20 protein-coding genes are annotated in these 25,825 nt (G+C 64.5%); 6 read left to right on the top strand and 14 right to left on the bottom strand.

The genetic code is table 11. From position 1 onward, the window contains the following. Window positions 1-76: 76 nt before the first annotated feature. Both AC25Z0_RS16760 and AC25Z0_RS16755 read left to right on the top strand, forming a co-directional pair. Entirely contained in the window at window positions 77-1,003 is a 927-nt protein-coding gene (locus AC25Z0_RS16760; RefSeq protein ID WP_488133910.1) for a LysR family transcriptional regulator, read from the top strand. A 79-nt stretch (window positions 1,004-1,082) separates the two neighbouring features. Then, the gene (locus tag AC25Z0_RS16755; protein ID WP_488121232.1) at window positions 1,083-2,021 is read left to right on the top strand and encodes a hypothetical protein; all 939 of its coding nucleotides are present in this window, start codon (window positions 1,083-1,085) and stop codon (window positions 2,019-2,021) included. Between the two features lie 19 nt (window positions 2,022-2,040). On the opposite strand, the gene AC25Z0_RS16750 is transcribed toward AC25Z0_RS16755, so the two are convergent. After that, complete coding sequence (locus AC25Z0_RS16750; RefSeq protein ID WP_488121231.1) at window positions 2,041-3,345, bottom strand: glycosyltransferase family 2 protein; 1,305 nt, start codon at window positions 3,343-3,345, stop codon at window positions 2,041-2,043. Between the two features lie 242 nt (window positions 3,346-3,587). Here AC25Z0_RS16750 and AC25Z0_RS16745 point away from each other — a divergent pair, with 242 nt between their 5' ends. The 3 genes from AC25Z0_RS16745 (at window position 3,588) to AC25Z0_RS16735 (ending at window position 8,977) form a co-directional block, all read left to right on the top strand. Continuing rightward, window positions 3,588-4,946: a nucleotide sugar dehydrogenase gene (locus tag AC25Z0_RS16745; protein WP_488121230.1), complete on the top strand. Its 1,359-nt coding sequence runs from the start codon at window positions 3,588-3,590 to the stop codon at window positions 4,944-4,946. A 91-nt stretch (window positions 4,947-5,037) separates the two neighbouring features. Next, entirely contained in the window at window positions 5,038-7,953 is a 2,916-nt protein-coding gene (locus tag AC25Z0_RS16740; RefSeq protein ID WP_488133909.1) for a cell wall-binding repeat-containing protein, read from the top strand. Between the two features lie 25 nt (window positions 7,954-7,978). Then, entirely contained in the window at window positions 7,979-8,977 is a 999-nt protein-coding gene (locus AC25Z0_RS16735) for an NAD-dependent epimerase/dehydratase family protein (RefSeq protein ID WP_488121228.1), read from the top strand. Between the two features lie 77 nt (window positions 8,978-9,054). Here AC25Z0_RS16735 and AC25Z0_RS16730 read toward each other — a convergent pair whose 3' ends face one another. The 13 genes from AC25Z0_RS16730 to AC25Z0_RS16670 form a co-directional block, all read right to left on the bottom strand. Beyond that, on the bottom strand, window positions 9,055-10,290 hold the full coding sequence (locus tag AC25Z0_RS16730; RefSeq protein ID WP_488121227.1) for a trans-sulfuration enzyme family protein: 1,236 nt from the start codon (window positions 10,288-10,290) through the stop codon (window positions 9,055-9,057). Window positions 10,291-10,455: 165 nt separating this feature from the next. After that, window positions 10,456-11,784 carry a sugar ABC transporter permease gene (locus AC25Z0_RS16725; protein ID WP_488133908.1) on the bottom strand — a complete coding sequence of 443 codons (1,329 nt, stop codon included), beginning with the start codon at window positions 11,782-11,784 and terminating at the stop codon, window positions 10,456-10,458. Continuing rightward, window positions 11,781-12,602 carry an ATP-binding cassette domain-containing protein gene (locus tag AC25Z0_RS16720; RefSeq protein WP_488121225.1) on the bottom strand — a complete coding sequence of 274 codons (822 nt, stop codon included), beginning with the start codon at window positions 12,600-12,602 and terminating at the stop codon, window positions 11,781-11,783. Before AC25Z0_RS16720 ends, AC25Z0_RS16725 begins: the two co-directional genes overlap by 4 nt. A gap of 94 nt (window positions 12,603-12,696) precedes the next feature. Continuing rightward, window positions 12,697-13,782, bottom strand: coding sequence for a sugar ABC transporter substrate-binding protein (locus AC25Z0_RS16715; RefSeq protein ID WP_488121224.1), 1,086 nt, complete (start codon window positions 13,780-13,782; stop codon window positions 12,697-12,699). A gap of 193 nt (window positions 13,783-13,975) precedes the next feature. Continuing rightward, entirely contained in the window at window positions 13,976-15,475 is a 1,500-nt protein-coding gene (locus AC25Z0_RS16710; RefSeq protein ID WP_488133907.1) for a CoA-acylating methylmalonate-semialdehyde dehydrogenase, read from the bottom strand. Window positions 15,476-15,550: 75 nt separating this feature from the next. After that, window positions 15,551-16,903, bottom strand: a complete 1,353-nt coding sequence (locus AC25Z0_RS16705) for an aminotransferase class III-fold pyridoxal phosphate-dependent enzyme (protein WP_488133906.1) — start codon at window positions 16,901-16,903, stop codon at window positions 15,551-15,553. Window positions 16,904-17,081: 178 nt separating this feature from the next. Next, entirely contained in the window at window positions 17,082-18,236 is a 1,155-nt protein-coding gene (locus AC25Z0_RS16700) for an ABC transporter substrate-binding protein (protein WP_488133905.1), read from the bottom strand. A gap of 126 nt (window positions 18,237-18,362) precedes the next feature. Further along, window positions 18,363-19,127 (bottom strand): ABC transporter permease, encoded by a 765-nt coding sequence (locus AC25Z0_RS16695; RefSeq protein WP_488133904.1) that lies wholly within the window; start codon window positions 19,125-19,127, stop codon window positions 18,363-18,365. Then, window positions 19,124-19,975 (bottom strand): ABC transporter ATP-binding protein, encoded by an 852-nt coding sequence (locus AC25Z0_RS16690; RefSeq protein ID WP_488133903.1) that lies wholly within the window; start codon window positions 19,973-19,975, stop codon window positions 19,124-19,126. Before AC25Z0_RS16690 ends, AC25Z0_RS16695 begins: the two co-directional genes overlap by 4 nt. Continuing rightward, on the bottom strand, window positions 19,972-20,856 hold the full coding sequence (locus AC25Z0_RS16685; RefSeq protein ID WP_488121218.1) for an ABC transporter permease: 885 nt from the start codon (window positions 20,854-20,856) through the stop codon (window positions 19,972-19,974). The genes AC25Z0_RS16690 and AC25Z0_RS16685 overlap by 4 nt, the downstream gene beginning before the upstream one ends. Continuing rightward, window positions 20,853-21,869, bottom strand: a complete 1,017-nt coding sequence (locus AC25Z0_RS16680; RefSeq protein WP_488133902.1) for a TIGR03842 family LLM class F420-dependent oxidoreductase — start codon at window positions 21,867-21,869, stop codon at window positions 20,853-20,855. Before AC25Z0_RS16680 ends, AC25Z0_RS16685 begins: the two co-directional genes overlap by 4 nt. An 11-nt stretch (window positions 21,870-21,880) precedes the next feature. Continuing rightward, complete coding sequence (gene hydA, locus AC25Z0_RS16675; RefSeq protein ID WP_488133901.1) at window positions 21,881-23,341, bottom strand: dihydropyrimidinase; 1,461 nt, start codon at window positions 23,339-23,341, stop codon at window positions 21,881-21,883. 39 nt (window positions 23,342-23,380) lie between these two features. After that, window positions 23,381-24,229, bottom strand: a complete 849-nt coding sequence (locus AC25Z0_RS16670) for a nitrilase-related carbon-nitrogen hydrolase (RefSeq protein WP_488121215.1) — start codon at window positions 24,227-24,229, stop codon at window positions 23,381-23,383. A 196-nt stretch (window positions 24,230-24,425) separates the two neighbouring features. Here AC25Z0_RS16670 and AC25Z0_RS16665 point away from each other — a divergent pair, with 196 nt between their 5' ends. Then, the gene (locus AC25Z0_RS16665) at window positions 24,426-25,793 is read left to right on the top strand and encodes an aminotransferase-like domain-containing protein (RefSeq protein WP_488121214.1); all 1,368 of its coding nucleotides are present in this window, start codon (window positions 24,426-24,428) and stop codon (window positions 25,791-25,793) included. The last annotated feature ends 32 nt before the right edge of the window (window positions 25,794-25,825 follow it).

Raw genomic sequence — 25,825 nt, 5'->3', positions numbered from 1 at the left:
GCATCCCTCTTATTTGAGCAGCAACAACTGTTTACGACAATCGAATTATTTTGCACTCATTGTGTAGCTTGGCTACATGGATGTACAACGCCTCGAGCTACTGCGTGAGCTCTCTGAGCGCGGCACGGTCACCGAGGTCGCCCGCGCTACCCACCGCACGGTGTCAGCGGTGTCGCAGCAGCTCAAGGTGCTTGAGCGCGAGGCCGGTGTTCCCCTTACAGAGCGGGCAGGTCGAGGCCTCGTTCTCACGGATGCCGGTCGCGCGCTGGCCAGGAGCGCGACCGATGTGGCCGTTGCCCGCGAACGCGCAACGGCACTGTGGGACGAGTTCCGCAACCATGCCACCGGCGAAGTCAGTCTCGTCACCTTTCCGACCGCAGGGCAGATGCTGCTTCCCGGCGTCCTGAACGACCTGGCAGCGACCTCTGACCTGATCGTCCACTGCACAGACCAGGATCCGGAACTCGCCGACTTCCCCGCCCTCACCTCCGACTTCGACATCGTGCTCGCGCACAGCATGAGCGGACATCTGAGCTGGGGCGGGAGGGGGCTGGCCGTCATCCCGCTCATGACAGAGCCACTCGACGTTGGACTGCCGGCCGATCACAGGCTGGCCGCTCGCGCCTGGGTGAATTCAGCGGATGTAGCGGGCGAAACCTGGATCGGTGTCCCCGACGGGTTCCCCTTCCAGCGAATCCTGCACGAGGTCGAGCAACTGGCAGGCACACGCGTCACCGTGTCGCAACGGTTCTCCGACATGCGCATCATCGAGGCCTTCATCATGGCCGGGCTCGGCATCGCGCTGGTCCCTCGGTACACGTCGGGCGGGAGCCAGCCAGGCAAGATCGTGCTGAAGCCGTTGCGCGGGGTCAGTTCAGAGCGCCAGATCGTCGCCTTGATGCGACCAGACAAGGCCGAGCGTCTGGCGGTGCGCACTGTCGTGCGCGCCCTCCAGGCCCGCGCCGCCGCGGTCCAGGCTGAACATACGGTGCCAGCGCCCTGAGCGGCCATTGCCACTCCACGCGGAAGAACCTAGATTCATCAGCGAAGCCGGATGGCTGCCAACAGGATGAGGTAGGTGCATGGGACCGCTCTTTGGTTGGCTGCGTCGGCATCCGCTGCCCGCCATCGCTGGCGCGGTGCTTGCTGTTGCGATGGTCGTCGCTCTCACGCTCGGCATCACGTCTGCCTTGACGAGGAGTGCCACGACGCCAGAAGCGGAGACAGAGGCTCCGACCGCGTCACCCAGCGAGACTCTGCCGCAGACGAGCGCCAGCCCCGCTCCGCCCCAGAGCCCCACCCAGACCCCGACCCCCGGCACTGCCACACCGAACCAGCCAACCCCTGAGCCCGCAGTGAGCGCGAGCCGCATCTACCCGGTGCACACCGGCATCGTGGCCACCACATTCTGGGTGGGCGAGATCTTCGACCCGAGCGCCAGCGATGGCAGCCAGATGCTGTCCACCTACGACGGCTCATGGTTCGCGAATTACGGCGGCTGCGATGGGATCACCACGGCCGGCGGATGCCAGACAGAGGCCAGGACAGCAGCCAATGGCTACTTTCCAACGGCCATGACGCCCCGGCAGAACCCGTTCTACCTCGACCTGCCGTATGACGACCTGAACAATGCGGCGGCCTTCGCGAGCCGGAGCACCACCATCCCCTGGGCCGGCGACCCCGGCTATGCGGGGCACGAAACCGACAGCTCATTTTCGTACATGAAGAACCGCTGGGTTCGCATTACCCTCGGCAACCAGACGTGTTACGGACAGATACAGGACGCGGGTCCCGGCCAGTACAACGACGTCGCGTACGTGTTCGGCAGCACCGACGCGCGGCCGGCCAATACCGAGTTCAACGGCGCCGGCATGGATGTCTCCCCGGCTTTGAACGGATGCCTTGGCTTCCGTGACCTCAATGGCGAGAATGACGTCGTCAGCTGGCAGTTCGTTGAGGCGTCCGACGTGCCCCCAGGCCCCTGGCTCAACGTCGTCACGACGAGTGGAATCACGAACTAGCCGAGCCTCGACGCCTCGGCTACGACGATGCCCGCCGCACCGGGCTCGTCCACACCCCAGACGAGCGGGCGTACCACGCACGCGGCAGCGACCGCAGGCAGATCCACGCGTCAACGACTCGCATGAGCGGGAAGAAGATGCCATACAAGAGGTAGAGGGGCCGCTTCAGAATGAGTGCGGTGACGGCGGTGAGGATGTAGTCGGGCAGGATCACCCCGATCAACACATGCTCAGGCTTCAACACGTGCGAGAACCACACCAGCGTCTCACTGGGATTGGCCGCGACATCCGCCAGTATTCCGGCGGTCAGCGTGAGCAGCAGCAGCGGAACCAGCAGAATCAACATGACGCTGCTCGTGATCAGTTCGACGATGTGCAGCCCCAGCGCCACCCAGAAGGTGCGAGCCCGAAAGTGGTGCCGGCGCACGGTCTGCCAGAAGCCCAGCGTCCACCGATTCACCTGCTTCACGTATTCGGGCAGCTGATCTGGATCCTGGGTGTACGCCACAGCCGACTGCGGATGAAAGGCAATGCGACCGAGCTGCTTGTCGTGGATCTCAAACGTCATGTTGAAGTCTTCGATCACGAGGCCAGGTGCTCCGATGTCGATCTTCGACAGCACGTTCGCCCGATACATGCTGGCGAAGCCGGGCACGATCGAGATGGCGTTGACGCGCTTGGCGGCTTGTCCGTATTTCAGCATGAGCTGCACGATGACGTAGAGACGCTCCCGGTAGGCCACCAGAAAACGGCCGAGCAGGGTCGACGGATGCGGCCTTTCCATCGTGCTCACCCTCCCGGCAACGGCCACCACGGTCGGATCGGCGAACGACGGCAGGCCTGTGGTCAGGTAATTGGGAGAGAGCCGGGTATCCGCGTCCAGCAGGAGCACGACTTCAAACCGGGTACCGAGTTCGAAATGCTCGATACCGGCAACCAGCGCTCCCGCCTTGCCCCTGTTTGGGTTGAGCTCAAGCACCTGCGCGCCGGCCTCCCGCGCGACCTCTGCCGTATCGTCGCTCGATCCATCCGAGATGACATGGATGTTCTCCAGCGGAACCAGGGCGACTGCCGAGCGAATAGTGTCCCCGATCACCAGAGCTTCGTTGTGCGCGGCAACGATGACGGCGACCTCCGCCGGCGTCGGAATCGCGCCCTGGATCGCATGAGCGGCGTGGGCGCCGTGGACAGCATCCGCTTCACCCGGAATCGCTGCGCTCGGCCCCCCGAGGAACGTGTGCTCTGCGAGGAAACGGAGCCCCCCAACGACCAACCAGAAGGTGGTGCTCACCCCCAGGGTCAGCACCAGCAGGAGAACGGTCATTGTCTGCCCCTCATGGCCTGTTACTCCCGGTCGGACCGCCGAAACTCCGTGGGGGCCGGGGTCATGTTTGACCAGCTTAAGACCAGTACCGCCTACCCCAACCCCCCGTTGTGGGGGTAATTTTCCCACTGGGTGGCCGTGGTGGCCGGTGGTACTTTTCATCGCACAACTAAGGATTGCTCATTTATCTGGAACCCGAATCCCGGTGTGACATGAGCACTCCTAGACAAGGTAGATCCCCCATGGTCATTCAGACTTCGGAATTCACCACAGTGCGCCCGCGCAATTGGTTCCCCACAACAGAGACCCGGTTCGCGGGCGATTCCGATGCCACGGAAACCCCGTTCGCCTTCGACGTTGCCATCCTCGGACTGGGATATGTCGGCCTTCCAACCTCCCTTGCATTCAGCGAACGCGGCTCACGCGTTCTCGGTCTCGACGTGAGCGAGAAACGCCTCGCGACCATCAGGGAAGACCGCGCCGACCTGCTGAGCGAAGACAGGGAGCGACTGGCTCGCGCCCTCGACGATCCGTCGTTCGAGATGTCGAGCGACCTGTCCATGCTGCGCAATGCCGCGGCCGTGATCGTGTGTGTGCCGACCCCGGTTGACACGTATCTGGTGCCGGACCTGGCGATCCTGCGGGCAGCATGCGCGAGCGTTGTCGAGCACGCCGTCCCCGGCCAGACCATCATCCTGACCTCCACGACGTACGTCGGGAGCACCAGGGACATGATCCTCGGCCCGCTCGCAGACCGCGGCCTCATCGCCGGCGTCGACCTCTTCGTTGCCTTCAGCCCCGAGCGCATCAACCCTGGGAGCGACGGATTCGCGCATGAAGACGTCCCACGTGTCGTGGGAGGCGCAACACCAGCCTGTTCCGAATCAGCCGGCGCGGTACTCGGCGCATACGTCAAGCTCGTGCACACCGTTGGCTCGATGGAGGCCGCGGAGATGACAAAGCTCACCGAGAACATCTTCAGGGCCGTCAACATCGCCCTGGCCAATGAGCTGGCCGACGTCTGCCGGGCCCTCGGGCTCGACGTCGTCGACGTCATCGACGCGGCGGCCACCAAGCCCTATGGGTTCATGCCGTTCTATCCGGGGCCCGGCGTCGGCGGCCACTGCATTCCGTGCGACCCGCACTACCTGCTGTGGCAGCTTCACAAGGCACGACTGGGCGCCCCGATCATCGAACAGGCTATGACGGCGATCGCCGCGCGGCCACGTCGAGTTGTGGATCGGGTGCGACAGGTTCTCTCCGGCCACAGCAGGGGCATAGCGGGAATACGCGTGCTGGTTGTGGGCGTCGCCTACAAGCCAAACGTTGAGGACGTTCGGGAATCCCCCGCGTTGGAGATCATCGAGGAGCTCATCGACGAGGCGGCAATTGTCGGGTACTACGACCCGCTGTGCCCCGCGATCACGCTCCCGAACGGTAGGGGCCTCGACAGCGTCGGCGATCCGCAGAGCTTTAACGCCGACGTTGTCGTGCTCCACACCGACCATGACTCCGTTGACCTGTCGTGGCTGCATCGTGTGCCTGAGGTCATCGACACGACGTTCCGCCTCACCGGTGTCCCTCAGGCCGTACGCCTCTGAGTGAGCGGCGCCTGTCGCCGTGTGTTTTCTTGCTACACCTGTGCGTTCCCTGCTCCACTTCCCGCCCCACCCGAATTCGACGGAGAGCCCGATGAAACTCGTCCACAACCACCCCGCTGCAGGTTCAACCTCGACAGAGGTGGTCGGCCATCATTCGGCCAGACGAGCCAAACGTCGGCTGAGGCTCCTCGCCTCTGGAACAGTGCTTGCCGTCGTGGCATCCCTCTGCGCGGCAGTCGGATTCGCCTTGCCGGCCCAGGCAGCTGCCGGCGACACCGTCGTCTCGCTGACCTTCGACGACGCCAACGCAGATCAGCTGGCCGCCGCCCAGACCATGAAGGCGAAGGCGCTCCCCGGCACGTTCTTCATTCCCACCGGGTTTGTTGGATCGGCGGGGCATCTCACCCAAGCGGATGTCGCCACGATCGCCGGTCTCGGAAACGAGATCGGCGGACACTCGGTCACCCACCCAAATCTGCCCACGCTGCCCACAGCCGACGCCAAACGTGAGATCTGCAACGACCGGGTAGCACTGACGGAGTGGGGCTACAGCGTCACGAGCTTCGCGTATCCGTTCGCAGAAGTGAACCCCGCGGTCGAGACCCTTGCCGCAGAATGCGGCTACAACAGCGCGCGTGGCCTCGGCGACTTGCGAACCGCAGCCGGCGGAACCTGCGCTGACTGCGCGTTCGGCGAGAGCGTACCTCCGGCAGACCCCTTCCTCACGAAGGCAGCTGACCAGGTCGACTCCACATGGACACTGGCCGACCTGCAGCGCTACGTGACGCAGGCATCAGACAACAACACAACGGCTGGCAATTGGGTCCAGTTGACCTTCCACCACGTCTGCGAGAACCAGTGCGACGGTGCCACGCCGTCGCTGGCGATCACACCCGCCCTGTTCGGTGAGTTCACCACCTGGCTTGCAGAGTGGGAGAACGGAACCAACCACACCGTGAAGACGGTCAACGCGGTGGTCGGCGGAGCCGTCAAGCCGACGGTCACCGGCCCTCCGCTCGTACTTCTTCCGGCACCCGGCGCCGGAGTCAACGGCGTGCAGAACCCGAGCCTCGAAACAGCAGGAACCGCCGGGTTCCCCCAGTGCTGGAGCAGCTACCCCTCAGGAAACAACACGTCCACGCTCGCGCCAGTGACGCCGGGTCACACCGGCTCCGTCGCGGTCACAGCTACAGTCGCCAACCGAGTGGACGGGGACGCGAAGGCAATGCAAACGTCACCGTCCTGCTCGCCAGGTGTGACGGCCGGCGCAACCTATTCACTCCGTGCCTGGTACAAGTCTGACGTGCCAACCCAGTTCGCCCTGTACTACATCGATATCAACGGTCGCCTCGTCTACGCCACGGCCAGCCCATGGTTCGCGGCATCCGCTACGTACACGCAAGCGGAGTGGATCACACCAGCTATCCCGGCAGGCACCGCGGCCATCAGCTTCGGTCTCAGCCTGTTCAGCAATGGCACGCTCACGACCGACGATTACGCGATGTACAACACGGTTGGCGCTCCCGTTATTGGCCTTCCGTTTACGACCACATCGGCGCCCACCATCACCGGAACCGCACAGGTCGGATCCGTCCTCACCGCCGCGACCGCGCCCTGGGTCCCTGCAGCGGACAACGTCGCGTACCAGTGGTTTGCCGGCGGCGCTCCCATCACGGGTGCGACCGCAACGACATACACACTGACTGCGGCAGAGGTTGGTAAGACCATCACGGTGACAGCGACCGAAACCAAGGTCGGATACGACACGGCGACGACGACCAGCGCCGCAACTGCCGCCGTCACCGCCGCCGCGATTCCCACCGTGGTGCCTGCCATCCCGACGATCAGCGGAACCGCGAAAGTGGGTTCAGTGCTGACGGCCGAGCCTGGGGCCTGGGGACCGGCACCGGTTATATTCGCCTATCAATGGTGGGTCGGCGGCGCACCAGTGGCCGGAGCAACGGCCGTTACGTACACCCCGACACCGGCCGACATCGGCCAGCCCGTCGCCGTCGCCGTCACCGGCACCAAGGCCGACTACACCGGCGCGACAGCATCGAGCGTGAACACAGCTGCAGTAGTTGCGGCCACCACGACTCCCCCGCCAACGCCAACGGCGTCGCGACTGTCCGGCTCTGACCGCTTCGGCACGTCAGCCGCCATCTCGGCCGCGAACTTCGCGACAGGGGTTGCGGTGGCGTACATCGCATCCGGCACTGATTTCCCCGATGCCCTCTCAGGGTCTGCCGTCGCCGGCAGGGAGAAGGGACCGGTGCTCCTCGTCACGAAGACGTCGATCCCGCCCGTCATCGCTGCCGAACTGAACAGGCTCAAGCCCCAGAAGATCGTGCTCCTTGGGGGGCCGGAAGCAGTGTCGAACGCGGTCCAGTCAGCACTGACAGCAGTTGCGCCCACAAGCAGGGTGTCAGGGGCTGACCGGTACGCCACATCGGCGGCAGTGTCGGCGGCGAACTACACGACGGGAGTTGAGGTCGCCTACGTGGCATCCGGCACGAACTTCCCCGACGCCCTCTCTGGGTCGGCCGCGGCGAGCGCCAACAAGGGACCGGTGCTTCTCGTCACTGGCTCGTCGGTTCCACCCGTCATCGTCGCTGAGCTGAACAGGCTGAAGCCGAAGAAGATTGTTGTCCTCGGTGGTCCTGACGCCATCAGCAACGCCGTCCAGTCCGCGCTGACCGCCATTGCTCCCACGAGCAGGACATCGGGATCTGACCGGTATGGGACATCGGCGGCGGTCTCCGGCTCAATGTCCAGCACCGGCGGGGTCGTCTACATCGCTTCAGGGGGCGACTTCCCCGATGCGCTGTCAGGCGGCGCCGTAGCCGGCACCCACGGCGGCACGGTCCTGCTCGTCACGAGCACGAGTATCCCGCCCGTCATTGCCGCTGAACTGACCAGGCTCAAGCCAACGAAGATCGTGATCCTCGGTGGACCGAATGCCATCAGTAGCGGCGTGCAGACACAACTCGACGGCTATGTCCGTTGAGTCGATTCGACAGGAGAACCACGACATGCACACTGTAGTAACCGGAGGGGCCGGCTTCATTGGCGGGCACCTCGTCGAGCACCTGCTGGAGCGCGGCGACTATGTGACCGTCCTCGATGACCTCTCCACCGGTTCCCTCGACAACCTCCGCGCCGTGAATGGCCACCTTCGGCTGCACGTGGTGATCGGGTCCATCCGTGATCGCGCAACGGTCAGACAGGTCATGCACGGTGCCGACCGGGTGTTCCACCTCGCCGCAGCAGTCGGCGTCCGGAACATCGTCGACCATCCGCTCGAGAGCCTGCGCACCAACATTCATGGCACAGAGGTTGTTCTCGACGCGACGTTGGAAGTCGGCGCCAGCCTGCTGCTCACGTCGACCAGTGAGATCTACGGGAAGAACACCTCCGACAGCCTCTCAGAGGATGCCGACCGCATTCTGGGCTCACCGTTGAAGTCGCGGTGGACGTATGCGGCGGCCAAGGGGATCGATGAGGCATTCGCGCATGCGTATTGGCGCGAGCTCGGGTTGCGGGTTGCGATTGTGCGGCTCTTCAACACCGTGGGGCCCCGCCAGACCGGGCGGTATGGCATGGTTGTGCCCAACCTGGTCGCTCAAGCACTGCGCGGTGATCCGTTGACCGTCTTCGGGGATGGCCAGCAGACCAGATGCTTCTCGTTCGTGACTGATGTGGTGCCGGCCATGGTGCGCATCGCAGAGGAGCCGTCAGCGATTGGACAGGCATACAACCTGGGCGGCACCTTCGAGGTATCGATTCTCGACCTCGCCAGCCGAATCATCGAAGTACTCGGCAGTCGGAGCAGCATCCAGTTGATTCCATACGACCAGGCATACGGCGACGGCTACGAAGACATGCGTCGCCGGGTGCCAGACAACTCGCGTGCACGCGCTCTCGTCGGCTTCCACCCGAACACAACGCTCGATGAGCTCATCCTGAGCGTGGCGTCCGGTCTGCCGCGCGAAGACCTGGCTGAAACCGGGTTACTGGTGGAGCACGCATAGTCGGGTCACCCGAAAGGAGGACGGCCGCGCCCTCGGCGCGGCCGTCCTTGTGTGTGGACTGCGCCGCAACGGTGCGGCTAGCCCATGTGGTTGAGCATGGGGAGGATGCCGCTGTCCTGGGCATTCTCCGACGAGCGTGCCGCCTGCTCGAGTGCGAAGAGAATGTCGTCGGCCAGGTCGTCGACGTGTTCGAGGCCGATCGACAGCCGGACGATGCCGGCTCCTGGCCTGGCGTCGGGGGCGACGGGCCTGTGCGTGAGTGAGGCCGGGTGTTGCACCAGCGAATCCACCCCGCCGAGTGAGACGGCGTGGGTGATGAGCGTGCACGACTCGGCGAACCGACTGGCAGACTCGTAGCCGCCCGCGAGCTCAAGGGTGATGAGTGAACCGGGGCCGTCGAGTTGTCGCCCCAGCAATCCCCTGGGGTCCTGGCCCTCCAGCCCCGGATAGAGAACTCGCGTGAGAGCTGGGTGCCCCTCCAGCCGACGGGCGAGCTCGAAAGCGGTGGCTTGCTGCGCCCGGACGCGCACGGGCAGCGTCCGCAGCCCCCTGTGCAGCAGGTATGCCGCAAACGGATGCAGCAATCCACCCGTCAGGGCGCGAATCCCGCGCAGGCGCCGCGTCCATTCCATATCGGTGGCGATCACGCCGCCCATGACGTCTCCGTGCCCGCCGATGTACTTCGTCGCGCTGTGCAGCACGAGTGTGGCCCCGTGTTCGATCGGGCGCTGCATGATGGGCGTGGCGAACGTGTTGTCGACCAAAACCGGTACACCATTCGCCTGCGCGACGACCCTGCTGATGTCGATGAGTTCAAGCGTCGGGTTGGCAGGGGTCTCGAAGATCACGAGTCCGGTGTCCGGACGAATCGCGGCAGCGACGCCATCTTCATCGACCCAGGTCACCTCTGTGCCGAGCAGCGATGAGTCGAGCACGTGGTCCGTCCCGCCGTAGATCGGTCGCAGCGCGACGATGTGTGGTTTGCCAGCAGAAACGGATGCGATGAGGCAGGCACTGAGCGCCGCCATCCCTGTCGCGAATGCCACTGCCCGCTCGCTGCCCTCGAGTGCCGCGATGCCGTCTTCGAGGCGCGCAACCCCTGGCTGCCACAGTCGCTGATAGACGGCGGAGTCTCCCGGCCCGAGGTCGCCGCCTGTCGCCAGGTTCTCGTACGAGTCACCGCCGCGCTCGACGTCGGGAAGCGGATTGGTCGTCGACAGGTCGATCGTCGGAACGTGGGATCCGGATTCGCCGACCCCCGCCATTCCGGCGTGCACGGCAACAGTCTCAATTCGAAGGTTCGGTGACTTCATTCGGTCAATCAAGCAGATGCTGCGAGTTTGGTCAACTGGTCGTGAAGCTCCTGCATAAGTAGCGGCTCAGGCCACACACCCTGCGCTCGATTGCCGGTGGTAACCCGCGAGCTGCAGGATCTTTCGCGCTGTCGCGGGCAGGGCGTTGCGCTCGTGCGTCGACAGCTAGGCGCGGCCGTGCGAGACGCGCGTTCGCCGTGAGAGCGAGTCGATGATCACGGCGAGCAGCAGGACGACACCGGTGACCATGTACCGCACCGACGAATCGAGGTTCATCAGGGTCAATCCGCTGGAGATGGACTGGATGACGAGGATGCCGAGCAGCGCGGAGAACGCGCTGCCGCGACCACCGAACAGGCTCGCACCGCCGATGACCGCAGCCGCGATCGCGTTGAGGTTGGTGTCGCCACCACCGCTGCCCTGATTGGCGGCCGCCAGCCGCGCAGCGGCCAGGATGCCGCCGACTGCCGCGAAGGTGGAACAGAGCACGAATACCGATACATAGATCCGGTTGACGCGGATACCCGCGCGCCTGGCGGCCTCGACATTCCCGCCGACCGCGAAGACTGACCGCCCCCATTTGGTGCGCGTCAGGAAGAAGTTCATGATCACCACAAGCGCCAGGAAGAACAGGAACATCACCCCGACGCCGCGGGCCTGGTTGAGATACCAAGCCGGCACACCGAGCAGGATCAGCAGGCCAACGCACCGCACGATGATCGATGTCATCGTCATCTCAGAGAGGTCTGCCCGCCCCCGGCTCCTCGCGGTGACGAACAGCTGCGCCCCGTACGCCACGACGACGACCACGACGATCACATAGGACAACCAGGCTGGGAGGAACCACTGCTGCGCGAACTGGACGATCCAGGAATCAAACGGGATGTTGATGGAGCCGGTGTCGCCGAGAACCCAGAGCTGCAACCCCAGGAAGCCGAGCAAACCGGCCAATGTGATCACGAAGCTCGGCACCCCGAACCGGGTATAGAGGAAGCCGTAAAGCAGTCCGACCAGGATTCCAGCGATGACGGCTGACAGGAGGGCGATGGCCAGCGGCCAGCCAAGGGTGACGAATCCGACGGCGAGGATTGCGGAGGCCAGCCCGCTGACGGAGCCGACCGACAGGTCGATTTCACCGAGCAGCAGGACAAGGACAACCCCAATGGCGATCGTGCCTGTCGCGGCGGACTGCAGAGTGAGGTTCACCAGGTTGATACTGGAGAGGAACGTTGGGTTGATCAGCTGGAAGACGATCCAGATGACGACGAGCCCGACGATGACGGGAAGCGATCCGAGGTCACCGCTTCGGATGCGGGTCCGGAAGGCCGCGAGCGATCCGCGAATACCGTGAGACTGGACGAGTCGCTCGTCCTGAAGATCGGCGGCGACCGCGGCCGGCGGCTCTTCCTCATTGACGCTGGACACCTTGTTGACACTGGATGGATTCGGCCCTTCTGGAGCGTCTGGAGCGCCAGGTGCTGTCGGGATCGTCATGGTTTCGGCTCCTCTGCGGCTCGTGCGCTGGCCCGCCTGCTGACTGCGTTGTCTGTTGCCCCTGTAATGGCAGCAATGATCTCTTCTGAGCTGACCTCACCGACCTTGAACTCACCGTTGTTCCGACCAAGTCGCAACACGACTACCCGGTCGGCAACAGCCTGGACATCCGCCATGTTGTGGCTGATCAGCACCACGGCGAGCCCGCGCTCCCGCAGGCGTTCGATGAGGTTCAATACCTCAGCGGTTTGTGCGACGCCGAGGGCGGCCGTTGGTTCGTCGAGGATCACGATTTTCGGTTCGCCGATGAGCGACCTGGCGATCGCCACGGTCTGGCGTTGCCCACCAGACAGCGAGGCAACCGCGATGCGCACAGAGGGGATCTTGGCCGAGAGCTGCTTGAGCAGGCTCCAGGAGCGCTTCTCCATCTCGACCTCGTTGAGAGTAGCGCCCCTTAACTCGTGGCCGAGGTAGAGATTGGCGACCACGTCGAGGTTGTCGCACAGCGCGAGGTCCTGGTAGACGGTGGCAATGCCAAGAGCGCCGGACTCGGCCGGATTGGCGATCGTCACCTGCTTCTCACTGGTGCGGATTTCACCACCGTCCTGCGGGTGCACGCCAGCCAGGATCTTGACGAGCGTCGACTTGCCTGCACCGTTGTCGCCTACGATCGCGACGACTTCACCGCTGTAGATGTCAAAGTCGATGTCGGTCAGCGCCTGGACGGCACCGAAGTTCTTATCGATGCCACGAAGCGAGAGCACCAGCTCGCCACGCGGCACAGCGACTGGGGGAACGGGGACTGGCATGCTCATCATGACTCCTGGAAGCCTGTTCGGACCGGAGTCCACCATGTCGGTGGACTCCGGCCCGTTATCTCATGCTGCGTGGTGTGCTTGTTGTGCGCCTGGGCTACTCAAGCCCGGCGGTCTTGCAGGCTTCGGCGTAGTCCGGGGTGCAGATCTGCTCCACGGTGTAGAAGCCGTCCTTGATGACAGTGTCCTTGATGTTGTCGACGGTGACCACGACCGGTGTCAGCAGGGTGGCCTGAACGCCGTCCACCGTGGTGTCCCCTGTCAGGGTCTTGCCATTGGCGAGATCTGCGGCAAGCTGCGCAGCCTGTTCAGCCTCAGCCTTGATCGCTTTGTACACGGTCATGTATTGCGTACCGGCGACAATGCGCTGAATACCGGCCAGCTCCGCGTCCTGCCCCGTGACGGGCGGGATGGGGGTGACGCCCGACGCCTGGTAGGCGGCAATCGCGCCACCTGCTGTGCCATCGTTTGCCGCGTAGACCCCCTGGATCTCCGTGCCGAACTGGGTGATCTGGCCAGCAGCCCAGTCCTGGGCCTTGTCCGGGCTCCAGTCTGGGGTGTCATACGACGCCAGAATCGGGATTCCGCTCGGCTCGATCACCGACAGCGCGCCCTTCTTGAAGAGAGCGGCGTTCCCGTCGGTGGGTGAGCCGTTGATCATGATGAGCCCACTGACCGTGTTGTCGGCCTTCATCTTCTCGACCAGCGCGGTGCCCTGCAGCACGCCCACCTCCTCATTGTCGAAGGAGATGTAGTACGCGAGGTCTTTGCTGGTGACCAGGCGGTCATAGGAGATGACGGGCACGTTCTGCGCCGTGGCTTCAGCGACGATACTGGCTGCGGCGGCCGCATCGACCGGGTCGAGCACGAGAACCTTCACACCCTGGGTGAGGGCGGATTCAGCCTGCTGTTGCTGCTTGGCGGCATCCTGGTCTGCGTTGGCGTAGATGACCTCAAAGTTTCCGAGGGAGGTGAGCTTCGACTCGAAGAGTGGCCGGTCAAAAGCCTCGTATCGCGCAGTCTTGGTCTCGGGCAGGAGAAGCCCGATCTTGATGGCATCGCCGGAGGAGCTCGACGTCGATTCGCTCGAGCCGCCGGACGTGCACCCTGTCAATAGTGTGGCAGTTGCGATCAACGCGACTGCCAGGACGGCAAATCGTCCCTGTGGTCTTCTCATTGCCATGCCTCCACTCTGAGCGCCCAATCAGCGTGGTACGAGCCTGCTCTCGGGGCTGAAAGTGGTCAAGGCGTTGGCAACAAGAACGTTATCGGGCCGACATCCCGCGGCTCGCCGGGCTCCTGCGCCCTGCCGGCCAACCGCGTTTGCACGGTTGGCCGGCGGGCCTCGCGGGTCACGACTGCGAGCGGATGCCGCGCTAGTGGTTCTGCGGGAAACCGAGGTTGATTCCGCCGTGGCTCGGGTCGAGCCAGCGGCTGGTCACAGCCTTCTCGCGGGTGAAGAAGGCGACGCCGCTTGGACCGTATGCCTTGGCGTCACCGAAGGAGGAATCCTTCCAGCCACCGAACGAGTGGTATGCGACGGGCACGGGAATCGGAACGTTGATGCCGACCATGCCGACCTGCACCTCGTTCTGGAACCGCCGTGCGGCGCCGCCGTCGTTGGTGAAGATGGCCGTGCCGTTGCCATACCGGCCGTTGTTGATGATGTCGAGGCCCTCTGTGTAGCTCTCCACTCGCACGACGGAGAGCACAGGGCCGAAGATCTCGTCCTGGTACACCGCGGAGTCGAGGCTCACCCTGTCGAACAGCGTCGGGCCGAGCCAGAAGCCTGTCTCCTCGCCGTCCACCGCGATGCCGCGGCCGTCGACGACGACATCGGCGCCGTCCTCGAGGGCGATGTCGATGTACGTGGCGACCTTGTCGCGGTGTGCCTCTGTGATGAGCGGGCCCATGTCGCAGCCGCGCATGCCGTCGCCGACCTTGAGGCCGCTCATCCGCTCGGTGATCTTGGCGACGAGTTCGTCGGCAACAGGCTCAACGGCCAGGATGACGCTGATGGCCATGCAGCGCTCGCCGGCGGATCCGAAGCCGGCGTTGACTGCGGCATCCGCTGCCAGGTCGAGGTCGGCATCCGGCAGCACCAGCATGTGGTTCTTGGCACCGCCGAGGGCCTGCACGCGCTTGCCGTGGCTCGATGCGGCCTCGTAGATGTAACGCGCGATCGGGGTGGAGCCGACGAAGGAGATCGACTGCACGTCTGGGTGCACGAGCAGGGCGTCGACGGCTTCCTTGTCGCCGTGCACGACGTTGAAGACGCCGTCGGGCAGACCGGCCTCTGCAAAGAGCTCAGCCATCCAGTTCGAGGCCGACGGGTCCTTCTCGCTGGGCTTCAGCACGACGGTGTTGCCGGCGGCGATAGCGATGGGGAAGAACCACATGGGCACCATGGCGGGGAAGTTGAACGGGCTGATGATGCCGACAACGCCGAGCGGCTGGCGCAGCGTGTACACGTCGACGCCGGTCGAGACGTTCTCGGAGAACTCGCCCTTCGACAGGTGCGGCATGCCGAGCGCGAACTCGACGACCTCGATACCGCGAGCGATCTCGCCGAGCGCGTCTGAGGTCACCTTGCCGTGTTCGGCGGTGAGGATGTCGGCGAGCTCGCCCTTGCGGGCATTCAACAGTTCGCGGAAGTTGAACATGATGCTCTGGCGCTTGGCCTGTGAGGTGTCGCGCCAGCCGGGGAACGCGGCATGGGCTGCGGCGACAGCAGTGTCGACGTCGCCGGTGCTGGCCAGGCGGACATTCTTGGCAACACGGCCAGTGGCCGGGTTGAACACGGGAGAGGTGCGAGTGGACGCGCCATCGTGTGAGGCGCCATTGACCCAGTGGCTGAGGGTGGGGATGTCGTTCATGGGAGTGCTTCTTTCGTTACGTTCGGCGTGTTGTGGTCTTACGTGGAGTGGTTTCGAGACGGCCTGGCGGCCTCCTCAACCAGCGAGGGTGAGGAGATCGAGGCTCAGAACCTCGTCGTAGATCGCCAGGGCCTCAGCGACCTCTGCGTCGGTGACGACGCACGGCGGCACGACATGGATTCGGTTGTCCTGGAGAAATGGCAACAGGTTGCGCGACAGCAGTTCAGCCTTGATCCGGCCCATCACCGCGGCGCTCACCGGTTCCCGGGTGACACGGTCGGCGACGAGTTCCAGAGCCCAGAAGACACCGAGGCCCCGTACGTCGCCGATGATCTCGTGCTTCTCCTGCAGGGCGGCGAGCCCCGGCGCGAGCACGTCACGGCCGATGCGGGCCGCGTTCTCGACGATGCCCTCGCTCTCCATGGCGTCGAGCGCGCCGACGATGGACGCCATGGCGAGCGGATGCCCGCTGTACGTCAGTCCGCCGGGGAACACGGTGCTGTCGAAGTCGGCGGCGATGGCGTCAGAGATGATGACGCCACCCGTCGGCACGTATCCGGAGTTCACACCCTTGGCAAAGGTGATGAGGTCGGGGGTGACCCCGAATTCCTCGAAGGCGAACCAGTGGCCCGTGCGGCCGAAACCGGCCATCACCTCGTCGAAGATGAGGATGATGCCGTAGCGGTCGCAGAGCTCACGCACTCCGGCCAGGTAGCCGGGCGGCGGCACCATGATGCCAGCCGTTCCCGGAATCGATTCCAGCAGCACGGCAGCGATGGAGGTAGCTCCTTCGCTCTGGATCACTCGTTCGAGGTGATGCAGCGCGCGCTCGGACTCCTGCTCTGGAGTCTCAGCCCAGAATTCGCTGCGGTAGAGGTATGGACCGAAGAAGTGCACGTGGCCGCGAGCGAACTCGTTGGGGATCCGGCGCCAGTCCCCGGTGGCGACAATCGCCGCACCGGTGTTGCCGTGGTACGACCGGTACGTTGACAGCACCGTGTCGCGCCCGGTGTGGAGTCTGGCCATCCTGATCGCGTTCTCGTTGGCATCCGCACCGCCGTTGGTGAAGAAGACCTTGTTGAAGCCGTCAGGGGCGCGGTCAACGATGCGCTTGGCTGCTTCGCCGCGCACGAGGTTGGCCGTTGCAGGTGCGACCGTGGTCAGCGTCTTCGCTTGTTCGGTGATCGCATTGATGACGGCAGGATGCTGGTGACCGATGTTCACGTTGACCAGCTGGCTGGAGAAGTCGAGGTAGGTGCGGCCGGCGTGGTCCCAGACACGGCATCCACTGCCGCCTGCGATGACGAGCGGGTTCTGCACCGCGGCCGCTGCCTGCGCGGACCAGGAGTGGAAGACATGAGCCCGATCGAGCTCAACTGTTCGTGCATCGAGAGCCTGGCCAGAGCCAGAGGCCGGGGATTCTGGCATGGTGTCATTCACAAATATCGTGGTCCTTTTCTCAGATGGTTCATGGTGCGGATGGTGCGGATGGTGCGGATGGTGCACTGAGCATGATGCTGGTTGTTCGGTTTCGAGCCGGTCGTGCGATCGTGCTGGTGGTGCAGGGTGGGCGGCCGCGTGGCCGCCCACCCATGGGTGAGACTGATTACTCGCCGCCCTCCTTCAGGGTGACGGTGAGCGGCGTGAAGTCGGCGCCGGTGACGTCGACTCCGTCTGCGGTGAGCTCGTCGAGCGCCTTCTGCACATACTCGTTGGAGTATGCGGTTGCGGGCGGGTCTGCGGTGATGATCGTTGCGCCGGTCTCGTTCTTGGTGTTCATGGCGATGTCGACCGTATTGACCCATGCAGCCTCGTCGATCAGGCCGATGCCGTTGGTGGACGGCCAGATCAGCTTGTTGACCTCGTTGGTCATCCACAGCTGGTGGCCGGCTGGGAGCGTTGAACCGGCGCCAGCGACGATGTCGGCTGACTCCTGCGCGTTGTCCCTGGCGTAGATCCAGCCCAGGATGGAGGCCTTGATGAACTTCACCGTCTGGTCGGCGTATGCCTCATCCTCGGCGAGCTTGTCTGCGTTGGCCCAGATGGCATCCTGCAGCATGGCCGTTCCGACGTCGTTCCAGTTGATGACGTTGAGTTCATCGGGCTGGTACAGCTCGCCCGTTGCCGGGTTGATGGTCTCAAGCACCTGCGCGTACTCGTTGTACGTCATGGCCTGCGCTGCATCGATGTCGCCGGAGAGGAACCCGTTCATGTCGAATGCCTGCTGGACCAGCGAGATGTCGTCTACTGCGACACCCTCCTTCTGCATGCCGGCGAAGAGCTCCCACTCGTTGCCGTAGCCCCAGCTGCCGACGTTCTTGCCCTTAAGGTCGGCCGGCGTCGTGATGTTCTTGTCCTTGAACGAGATCTGCGTGGTGGCGCTGCGCTCGAAGATCTGGGCGACATCGGTGATGTTGGCGCCCTGCTCGATCGAGCCGAGCACCTTCGGCACCCAGGAGATCGCGTAGTCGACGTCGCCGGCCGCCAGAGCATCCTGCGGGACGATGTCGGCGCCACCCTCGACGATGGTGACGTCGAGGCCCTCGTCTTCGTAGAAGCCCTGGTCAACGGCGGCGTAATAGCCGGCGAACTGGGCCTGTGCGACCCACTGCAGCTGCAGCTTCACCGGGGTGAGCTCGCCGGAGGCGCTGGTTGACGTGTCGTCGCCGCCGCTGTCACCGCTGGTGCAGCCGGTGAGGGCGAGGGCGCTGATTGCTGCCATGGCGCCGAATGTTGTGAGCCATCGTGTGCTGTGTTTCATGACTTCCTCCAGGTGAGAGATCGTGGGAAATGCTGCTCGTGGTGGTGCGATTCATGATGGTGCGTGTGTTGGTGCAGTGGATTGATGCAGTGGATTGGTGCGGTGGTGCGTACCGGCACAGGCCGTTTAACCGCCAGATCGGCGGCTTACCAGCTTCTCCAGGCCGAGGGCGGCCGAGTAGAAGAGGAGTCCGAGCAGGATGGAACCGAGCACGTATGCCCAGGCCAACCCGTAGTTGCTGCTGGATGCGGATGAGGTGATGGAGCGGCCGAGGCCGCCGACAGGTCCGCCGAAATACTCGGCGACGAGCGAGGAGATGACGGCCAGCGACGACGCGATGCGGAGGCCGGTGAAGACATACGGCACCGCGGTCGGCAACGTCACCGTGCGAGTGGCCTGCCAGCGGGTGGCTGCATAGGAGCGCATCAGGTCGCGATGCACCGGACGCACCTGGCGGAGGCCCTTCAGCGTGTTGAAGAACACCGGCACGAAGACGGCGAGCGCAGCCACGATCTGACGTGCGGTCTCGGCTCCTGCCCCGAACATCGTGTACAGCACGGGTGCGAGTGCCACGATTGGCACGACGGCGAGAGCGGCGACGATCGGGGCGAACATGGCGTCGGCGACCCTGACCAGCGCGGCGATGATCGCGAAGGAGACGCCGAGGATCGACCCGATCACGAGACCGACGAACGCATTCCAGCCCGTCACCGCAACACCGGTCAGCACGCTGGCGAAGTTGTTCACGAACTCAGTGGAGATCTGGAATGGGCCAGGCAGGATGAACGGCTTGATGGCGAACGCCGTCACCGCGCCCTGCCAGAGCAGCACGGCAAGGACGCCCAGGATGATGGGCGGCCAGATCGTGCGACCGAACGCTCCCTGCCTCATCGCGTCTCTACCCCACGGATGCCGGTGGGCGCTTCCCCATGCAGCAGCTCGCGCACCTGGCTGACGCCCTCGAAGAAGCCAGCCTCTTCGCGCAGGTTCTCGCCGCGCTGGCCGGTGTCACCGAGTTTCACGCTCAGGATGTCGCGGATGCGGCCGGGGCGCGGTGACATGACGACTACGCGGTCTGAGAGGAATACCGCCTCAGGGATCGAGTGGGTCACGAAGACCACGGCGGCTCCCGTCTCGCCGCAGATTCGGACGAGCTCGTTCTGCATCCGCTCGCGCGTCATCTCGTCGAGGGCGCCGAACGGCTCATCCATCAGCAGCAGGCTGGGGCGCTCTGCGAGCGACCTGGCGATGGCCACGCGCTGCTGCATTCCGCCAGACAGCTGGTCTGGGTAGTGGTTCGCGAAGTCGGTGAGGCCGACAAGCTCCAACAGCTCGACTGCTCTGGCCTTGCGGGCCGCCTTCCCCACCCCGTGCAGCTCGAGCGGCAGCTCGATGTTGCCGGTGACCGTGCGCCACGGCAGCAATCCGGCCTGCTGGAAGGCGATGCCATATGCCTGGTCGAGGCGGGCCTGGCGAGCGGACGTGCCGAACACCTCGATGCTGCCCATCGTGGGGGTGTCGAGATCGGCGATGAGGCGCAGCAGGGTTGACTTGCCGCATCCGCTCGGCCCGATGAGCGAGACGAACTCGCCGGGAGAAACGGTGAGGCTCACGTTGTCGAGGGCGGTGACCGCCCCACGCTTGCCGGGGAAGACTCGGCTGACGCCGGTGACCTGCACGGCGAACGTGGCCTTGGGGGTGGCCGAAGCCGCCGCCGTTGTCGGTGTCTGCACGCTCATGCTGCAACCTCTCCCCTACGGAATCGACGAAGGAACAAACCAATCAGCCCGACGAAGCCGGCCGCGACCAGTCCGACCAGGATGGAACCGAAGATGGGCGCCCATGGCTTGCCAGGGTCGCCGCCCGCCGCTCCGGCGTACTCGATGATGAGCCGGCCGATGCCGCCCCGCAGCCCGATGGACACCTCGGCGACGACAGCGCCGATCACGGCGCTAGCCGCGGCGAGCCTCAGGGCCGGCAGCAGGTAGCCGACGCTGGCCGGGAGCCTCAGCCGCCACAGCGTCTTCCACCAGCCGACCGCGTAGCAGCGCATCAGGTCTTCGTGGGCAGCCTCTGGTGAGGCCAGGCCTCGCAATGCGCCGACGGAGACCGGGAAGAAGGCGAGGTAGCTCGCGATGAGAGCGACCGACATCCAGTTCTCCCAGGAGAACTCGCCGAAGTGGATCTGCGCACCCCAGCGGCGAACAAGCGGGGCGATCGCGATGAGCGGCACGGTCTGGCTGAGGATGATCCACGGCAGGATCGCCGCTTCGGCAACCTTGAACCGCTGCATCAGCAGCGCGAGGGCGAGTCCAACCGTCACGCCGACCAGCCAGCCGACGGCCGCGATGCCCAAGGTAAATAAGGACGCGGACAGTACCGCCTGCCACATCGGCACCGCGTTGGCGGCGCCGGTGACGGGTTCGAGCACGCGCTCCCACATCGTCCAGAGGTGCGGCATGGCGATGTCGCTCGTGCGCGGCAGGATGGTCAGCCCGCCGACGACGACGCCATCCGCTGGGCCGAGGAACTTGTAGAGCTCCCAGATCACGCCGAGCAGCACAATGCCGAGCGCGCCCCAGAGGAGACGCCCGCCCCATGCACGCTGGCGCTCTGTCATGCCTTGGCCACGATGTGGTTGGCGAGTGCCGGGATCACCGTTTCCCCGTACACGCGCAGGGTTTCCTCCTTGTTGTCGTGCTGGAGGTAGCCTGCGAACTGGTCGACGCCGATGTCCTTGAGCGCCTTCAACTTTTCGATGTGCTGCTCTGCAGTGCCGAGCAGGCAGAACCTGTCGACGATCTCATCTGGCACGAAGTCAGCGTGCGAGTTACCCGCACGGCCATGCTCGTTGTAGTCGTAGCCTTCGCGACCCTTGATGTAGTCGGTCAGGGCTGTGGGCACCTCTGAATCGGCACCGTACTTCGCCACGATGTCGGCCACGTGATTGCCAACCATCCCGCCAAACCAACGGCACTGGTCGCGCATGTGCTCCCAGTCATCGCCGATGTACATCGGAGCTGCGACGCAGAATTTCACGGACATGGGGTCACGGCCGACGTTGGCTGCGGCATCCCGAACCGTCTTGATCATCCACTCGGCCACGTCGAGGTCGGCCATCTGCAGGATGAACCCGTCGCCGACCTCACCCGCCAGCTTCAGGGCGAGCGGACCGTATGCCGCCACCCACATGTCGAGGGTTGAGCCGGTGCTCCAGGGGAACTGCAGTGTGGCGCCGTTGTACTCGACGGGGCGGGAGTTGGCCAGCTCGCGGATGACGTGGATCGACTCCCGCAACGTCTTCAGCGTGGTCGGTGCGCCGTTGGTGACGCGCACCGCAGAGTCGCCACGGCCGATGCCGCAGATGGTGCGGTTGCCATACATCTCGTTGAGCGTCGCGTACGTGGATGCCGTGACGGTCCAGTCGCGGGTGGCAGGGTTGGTCACCATCGGCCCGACGATCACCTTGCGCGTCTGGGCGAGAATCGCGCTGTAGATCACATAGGGCTCCTGCCACAGCAGGTGTGAATCGAAGGTCCAGACATGGCTGAATCCGTGGTTCTCCGCCAGCTGGGCCAACTGAACTGTCCTGGCCGACGGTGGATTGGTTTGGAGCACTGCGCCGAAATCCATCTGGTTCCGTCCTAGATCAGGTACTGGCTCAGACCGCGCTTGACGTACTTGCCGTCGCCCGTGGTGCCGAGGTACTGGTTGTTGTCGATGATGACCTTGCCGCGGGAGAGCACGGTGTCGACGTGGCCGTCGATCTCGAAGCCCTCCCAGGCCGAGTAGTCCATGTTCATGTGGTGCGTGCGGCCGGTTGGCTGACCATTGGCATCGACGGGCAGGCCGATGGAGGTGTGCCCGTTCGGGTCGTAGATCACCACGTCGCCGTCTGCACCTGGCTGGATGACGCCCTTCTTGCCGTACATGCCGAACATGCGCGCCGGGGTGGTCGAGGTGACTTCCACCCAGCGTTCCAGGGAGATCTTCTTGTCGACGACGCCCTGGTAGAGCAGGTCCATCCGGTGTTCGACGGAGCCGATGCCGTTGGGGATCTTGGAGAAGTTGCCCAGGCCCATGTCTTTCTGGCCCTTCATGCAGAACGGACAGTGGTCGGTGGAAACCATCTGGATGTCGTTCGTGCGGAGGCTCTGCCACATGTGGTGCTGGTGGCCCTCTGCCTTGGAGCGGAGCGGCGTTGAGCACACCCACTTCGCGCCTTCGAAGCTGCCCCATTCCTCACTCTGGGCGCCGAGCTGGTCTTCGAGGGAGAGATAGAGGTACTGCGGGCACGTCTCGCCGAAGACGTTCTGGCCGTTGTCGCGGGCGATGGCGATCTGGTCGACGGCCTGTTTGGCCGAGACGTGCACGATGTAGAGCGGGGCACCGGTGAGGTTGGCCAGCATGATCGCGCGGTGGGTGGCCTCCTCCTCTGCCTGCCACGGACGCGTCACGCCGTGGTAATAGGGAGAGGTGTTGCCCGCCTCGAGCGCCTGCTGCACGAGCAGGTCGATCACGCTGCCATTCTCGGCGTGCATCATGATCATGCTGCCGTTCTGGCTCGCTCGCTGCATGGCCTTGACGATCTGGCCGTCGTCAGAGAGGAACACGCCCTTGTATGCCATGAACAGTTTGAAGCTCGAGACGCCTTCTTTGACCAGCTCATCCATCGCCGTGAGGGAGGAGTCCTGCACGTCGGAGAGGATCTGGTGGAAGCCGTAGTCGATCGCGCAGTTGCTCCGCGCCTTCTCGTGCCACAGGTGGTACTGGTCGAGCACGTTCTCCCCGGCGTACTGCACGACGAAGTCGACGATGCTCGTGGTGCCGCCGTGCGCCGCGGCCCGGGTGCCCGTCTCGAAGGTGTCTGAGGCCTCTGTGCCACCGAACGGCATCTGCATGTGGGTGTGCGCGTCGATGCCGCCGGGGATCACGTATTTGCCGCGAGCGTCGATGACGGTGTCAACGTTGTTCTCGATGTCGAACCCGAGCAGCGTCGACCCCGGCGCCAGCACGGCCGCGATGGTTTCGCCGTCGATGAGCACATCGGCCGCTCCAGCGCCGGTGGCGTTGACGACGGTTCCGTTCTTGATGAGAGTCTTCATCGTCTTCTCCTCTGTGTCGTTTCCCGTGTGGGGCTGGCGCTACGGCTTGGGGATGGACGTGTAGGACTCCGGGCGACGGTCACGGTAGAACTGCCAGTCGTCGCGCACCTGGCGGATCATGTCGAGATCGAGGTCGCGGATGACGATTTCTTCGCTGTCTCCGCTGCCGTATTCACCCACGATGTTGCCCTGCGGGTCGGCGAACTGACTGTTGCCATAGAAGGTGACGGCGAGATCGCCGTACTCGTTGTCTTCCGTGCCCACCCGGTTGGGGGCTGCGACGAAGTAGCCGTTGGCCGCGGCTGCGGCCGGCTGCTCGAGCTGCCAGAGCCGGTTGGACAGGCCGGGCTTCGTCGCGTTCGGGTTGAACACGATCTGCGCGCCGTTCAGGCCGAGCTCGCGCCAGCCTTCCGGGAAGTGGCGGTCGTAACAGATGTAGACGCCGATCGGTCCGACGGCCGTCTCAAAGACCGGGTAGCCCATGTTGCCCGGGCGGAAGTAGAACTTCTCCCAGAACTTGTCGAGGTGCGGGATGTGGTGCTTGCGGTACTGACCGAGGATGCTGCCATCGGCATCGACCACAACGGCGGTGTTGTAGTAGACACCCGGCATGTCTTCCTCGTAGATCGGAAGAACCATCACGAGGTTCAGCTCCTTGGCGAGCGCGGCGAAGCGCTGCACGATGGGCCCGTCGGCCGGCTCCGCGTAGTCGTAGTACTTCTTGTCCTGCGTGATGCCGAAATATGGGCCGTAAAAAAGCTCCTGGAAGCAGATGATCTGGGCCCCGTCGGCCGCAGCATCTCGAGCGAACTGCTCGTGCTTGACGATCATCGATTCTTTGTCACCCGTCCACGTGGTCTGGGTGATGGCGGTTCGTACTACGGTCATGTGTTGTCTCCACTTCGTGCTCGGCGCTGAGCGAGTGCAGTATGCAGGTTGCAGTGCAGCGCCGAAATTAGTTGAGTCGAACCGAACTGCGTTGTCCGGTTTTGTTATTATTCGACGTAAACATTTCTGATGTGTTTCTGTGTATGACGCACGCGTTAATCATCCTGTCGAGCAGAACAGGTAAGAGCAAGAGAATATGCAGACTTTCCTCGACGAGATCGAGCACCGCACGCCGGCAGGGATTGCCGCGGCACTCGGCCGACTCATCGCCGCTGGCCGTCTGGCACCTGGCGACCGTTTGCCGACGGTCCGCGAACTGGCCGCGGCCCTCGGCGTGAGCCCAGCCACCATCAGCCACGCGTGGCAGGCACTCGCCTCCGTCGGGCTGATCGAATCGAAGGGGCGCAGCGGCACCTTCGTGCGCGACCTGACGCCGCACTGGCTGCCGGCGAGGAGCCAGTCGATGGCCGGGCACCAGCAACAGACCCGCATCGACCTGTCGAGGGGAACCCCTGATCCAGAACTGTTGCCACCGCTCGGGCCTGCGCTGTCACGGGTCTCAGAGCGCGCGGCCACCCCGACCTATCAGGACCTGCCGGTCATTCCGGAGCTGCTCGACCTGCTGACCACGTCGTGGCCGTACCCGGTGGAGTCCATCACCGTCGTCGACGGCGCCCTTGACGCGATCTCGCGGAGCCTTGAGGCCGTTACCCGCTTCGGCGACAAGGTGATTGTCGAGAGCCCCGGCTTCCCGCCGTTCTTCGATCTGCTCGACCAGCTCGGCCTGGAGCGCATCCCGGTCGAGGTCGACGAGTTCGGGATCGTGCCAGCCTCCTTCAAAGCTGCGCTCTCGGCGTCACCGACGGCCATCATCCTGCAGCCACGCGCCCACAACCCGACAGGGGCGTCGATGACGCCAGAGCGGGCAGAGCAGCTGGCGCAACTACTCACGGCGAACAAGCGCAATGCCACGACCGTCGTGATCGAAGACGACCACTCCGGCGCAATCAGCATCTCGCCAGACGTGAGCCTTGGCCAGTGGCTGCCTGAACGCACCCTGCATGTGCGCAGCTTCTCGAAATCGCACGGACCTGACCTGCGGATCGCAGCCCTCGGCGGCCCGTCTGCCCTGGTCGACCCCATCGTGGCCAGGCGGATGCTCGGCCCCGGCTGGACCAGCCGGATGCTGCAGAAGATCCTCTACGACCTCCTCACCAACACCGACTCGATCGAGCAGATCAACGACGCCATGCGCATCTACTACGCGAGGCAAAAGGCGCTGGCAGATGCGCTCTCTGGGCTCGGAATCGACGTCGTGCAGGGCGATGGCATCAACATGTGGCTCCCCGTCGACGACGAGCGTGACGCGATTGTGCAGCTGGCGGCATCGGGCATTCGTGTCTCTGCCGGCTCCCCCTTCTGCGCCACCGACCCAGCCCAGCCCCACGTTCGCGTGACGGTGGGGGCGCTGGCCGACGACATCGGCCCTGTCGCCCAGGCGCTGGCGAGCGCGGCTGCCGGACCCCGCCCCGGCGTTCACACGTTGGAAACGAGATGGGCCTAGGCTGGAAGAAGACCACCGGTTAGATCTGACCG

Source organism: Leifsonia sp. Y862 (assembly GCF_057669585.1).
This window is presented reverse-complemented; position numbering and strand designations above follow the sequence as displayed.

What these genes read in the sequence shown, in the direction of transcription:
- AC25Z0_RS16760 (WP_488133910.1), top strand. Translation starts at nt 77, where the DNA reads ATGGATGTACAACGCCTCGAGCTACTGCGTGAGCTCTCTGAGCGCGGC.
- AC25Z0_RS16755 (WP_488121232.1), top strand. Translation starts at nt 1,083, where the DNA reads ATGGGACCGCTCTTTGGTTGGCTGCGTCGGCATCCGCTGCCCGCCATC.
- AC25Z0_RS16750 (WP_488121231.1), bottom strand. Translation starts at nt 3,345, where the DNA reads ATGACCGTTCTCCTGCTGGTGCTGACCCTGGGGGTGAGCACCACCTTC.
- AC25Z0_RS16745 (WP_488121230.1), top strand. Translation starts at nt 3,588, where the DNA reads ATGGTCATTCAGACTTCGGAATTCACCACAGTGCGCCCGCGCAATTGG.
- AC25Z0_RS16740 (WP_488133909.1), top strand. Translation starts at nt 5,038, where the DNA reads ATGAAACTCGTCCACAACCACCCCGCTGCAGGTTCAACCTCGACAGAG.
- AC25Z0_RS16735 (WP_488121228.1), top strand. Translation starts at nt 7,979, where the DNA reads ATGCACACTGTAGTAACCGGAGGGGCCGGCTTCATTGGCGGGCACCTC.
- AC25Z0_RS16730 (WP_488121227.1), bottom strand. Translation starts at nt 10,290, where the DNA reads ATGAAGTCACCGAACCTTCGAATTGAGACTGTTGCCGTGCACGCCGGA.
- AC25Z0_RS16725 (WP_488133908.1), bottom strand. Translation starts at nt 11,784, where the DNA reads ATGACGATCCCGACAGCACCTGGCGCTCCAGACGCTCCAGAAGGGCCG.
- AC25Z0_RS16720 (WP_488121225.1), bottom strand. Translation starts at nt 12,602, where the DNA reads ATGATGAGCATGCCAGTCCCCGTTCCCCCAGTCGCTGTGCCGCGTGGC.
- AC25Z0_RS16715 (WP_488121224.1), bottom strand. Translation starts at nt 13,782, where the DNA reads ATGGCAATGAGAAGACCACAGGGACGATTTGCCGTCCTGGCAGTCGCG.
- AC25Z0_RS16710 (WP_488133907.1), bottom strand. Translation starts at nt 15,475, where the DNA reads ATGAACGACATCCCCACCCTCAGCCACTGGGTCAATGGCGCCTCACAC.
- AC25Z0_RS16705 (WP_488133906.1), bottom strand. Translation starts at nt 16,903, where the DNA reads ATGCCAGAATCCCCGGCCTCTGGCTCTGGCCAGGCTCTCGATGCACGA.
- AC25Z0_RS16700 (WP_488133905.1), bottom strand. Translation starts at nt 18,236, where the DNA reads ATGAAACACAGCACACGATGGCTCACAACATTCGGCGCCATGGCAGCA.
- AC25Z0_RS16695 (WP_488133904.1), bottom strand. Translation starts at nt 19,127, where the DNA reads ATGAGGCAGGGAGCGTTCGGTCGCACGATCTGGCCGCCCATCATCCTG.
- AC25Z0_RS16690 (WP_488133903.1), bottom strand. Translation starts at nt 19,975, where the DNA reads ATGAGCGTGCAGACACCGACAACGGCGGCGGCTTCGGCCACCCCCAAG.
- AC25Z0_RS16685 (WP_488121218.1), bottom strand. Translation starts at nt 20,856, where the DNA reads ATGACAGAGCGCCAGCGTGCATGGGGCGGGCGTCTCCTCTGGGGCGCG.
- AC25Z0_RS16680 (WP_488133902.1), bottom strand. Translation starts at nt 21,869, where the DNA reads ATGGATTTCGGCGCAGTGCTCCAAACCAATCCACCGTCGGCCAGGACA.
- hydA (WP_488133901.1), bottom strand. Translation starts at nt 23,341, where the DNA reads ATGAAGACTCTCATCAAGAACGGAACCGTCGTCAACGCCACCGGCGCT.
- AC25Z0_RS16670 (WP_488121215.1), bottom strand. Translation starts at nt 24,229, where the DNA reads ATGACCGTAGTACGAACCGCCATCACCCAGACCACGTGGACGGGTGAC.
- AC25Z0_RS16665 (WP_488121214.1), top strand. Translation starts at nt 24,426, where the DNA reads ATGCAGACTTTCCTCGACGAGATCGAGCACCGCACGCCGGCAGGGATT.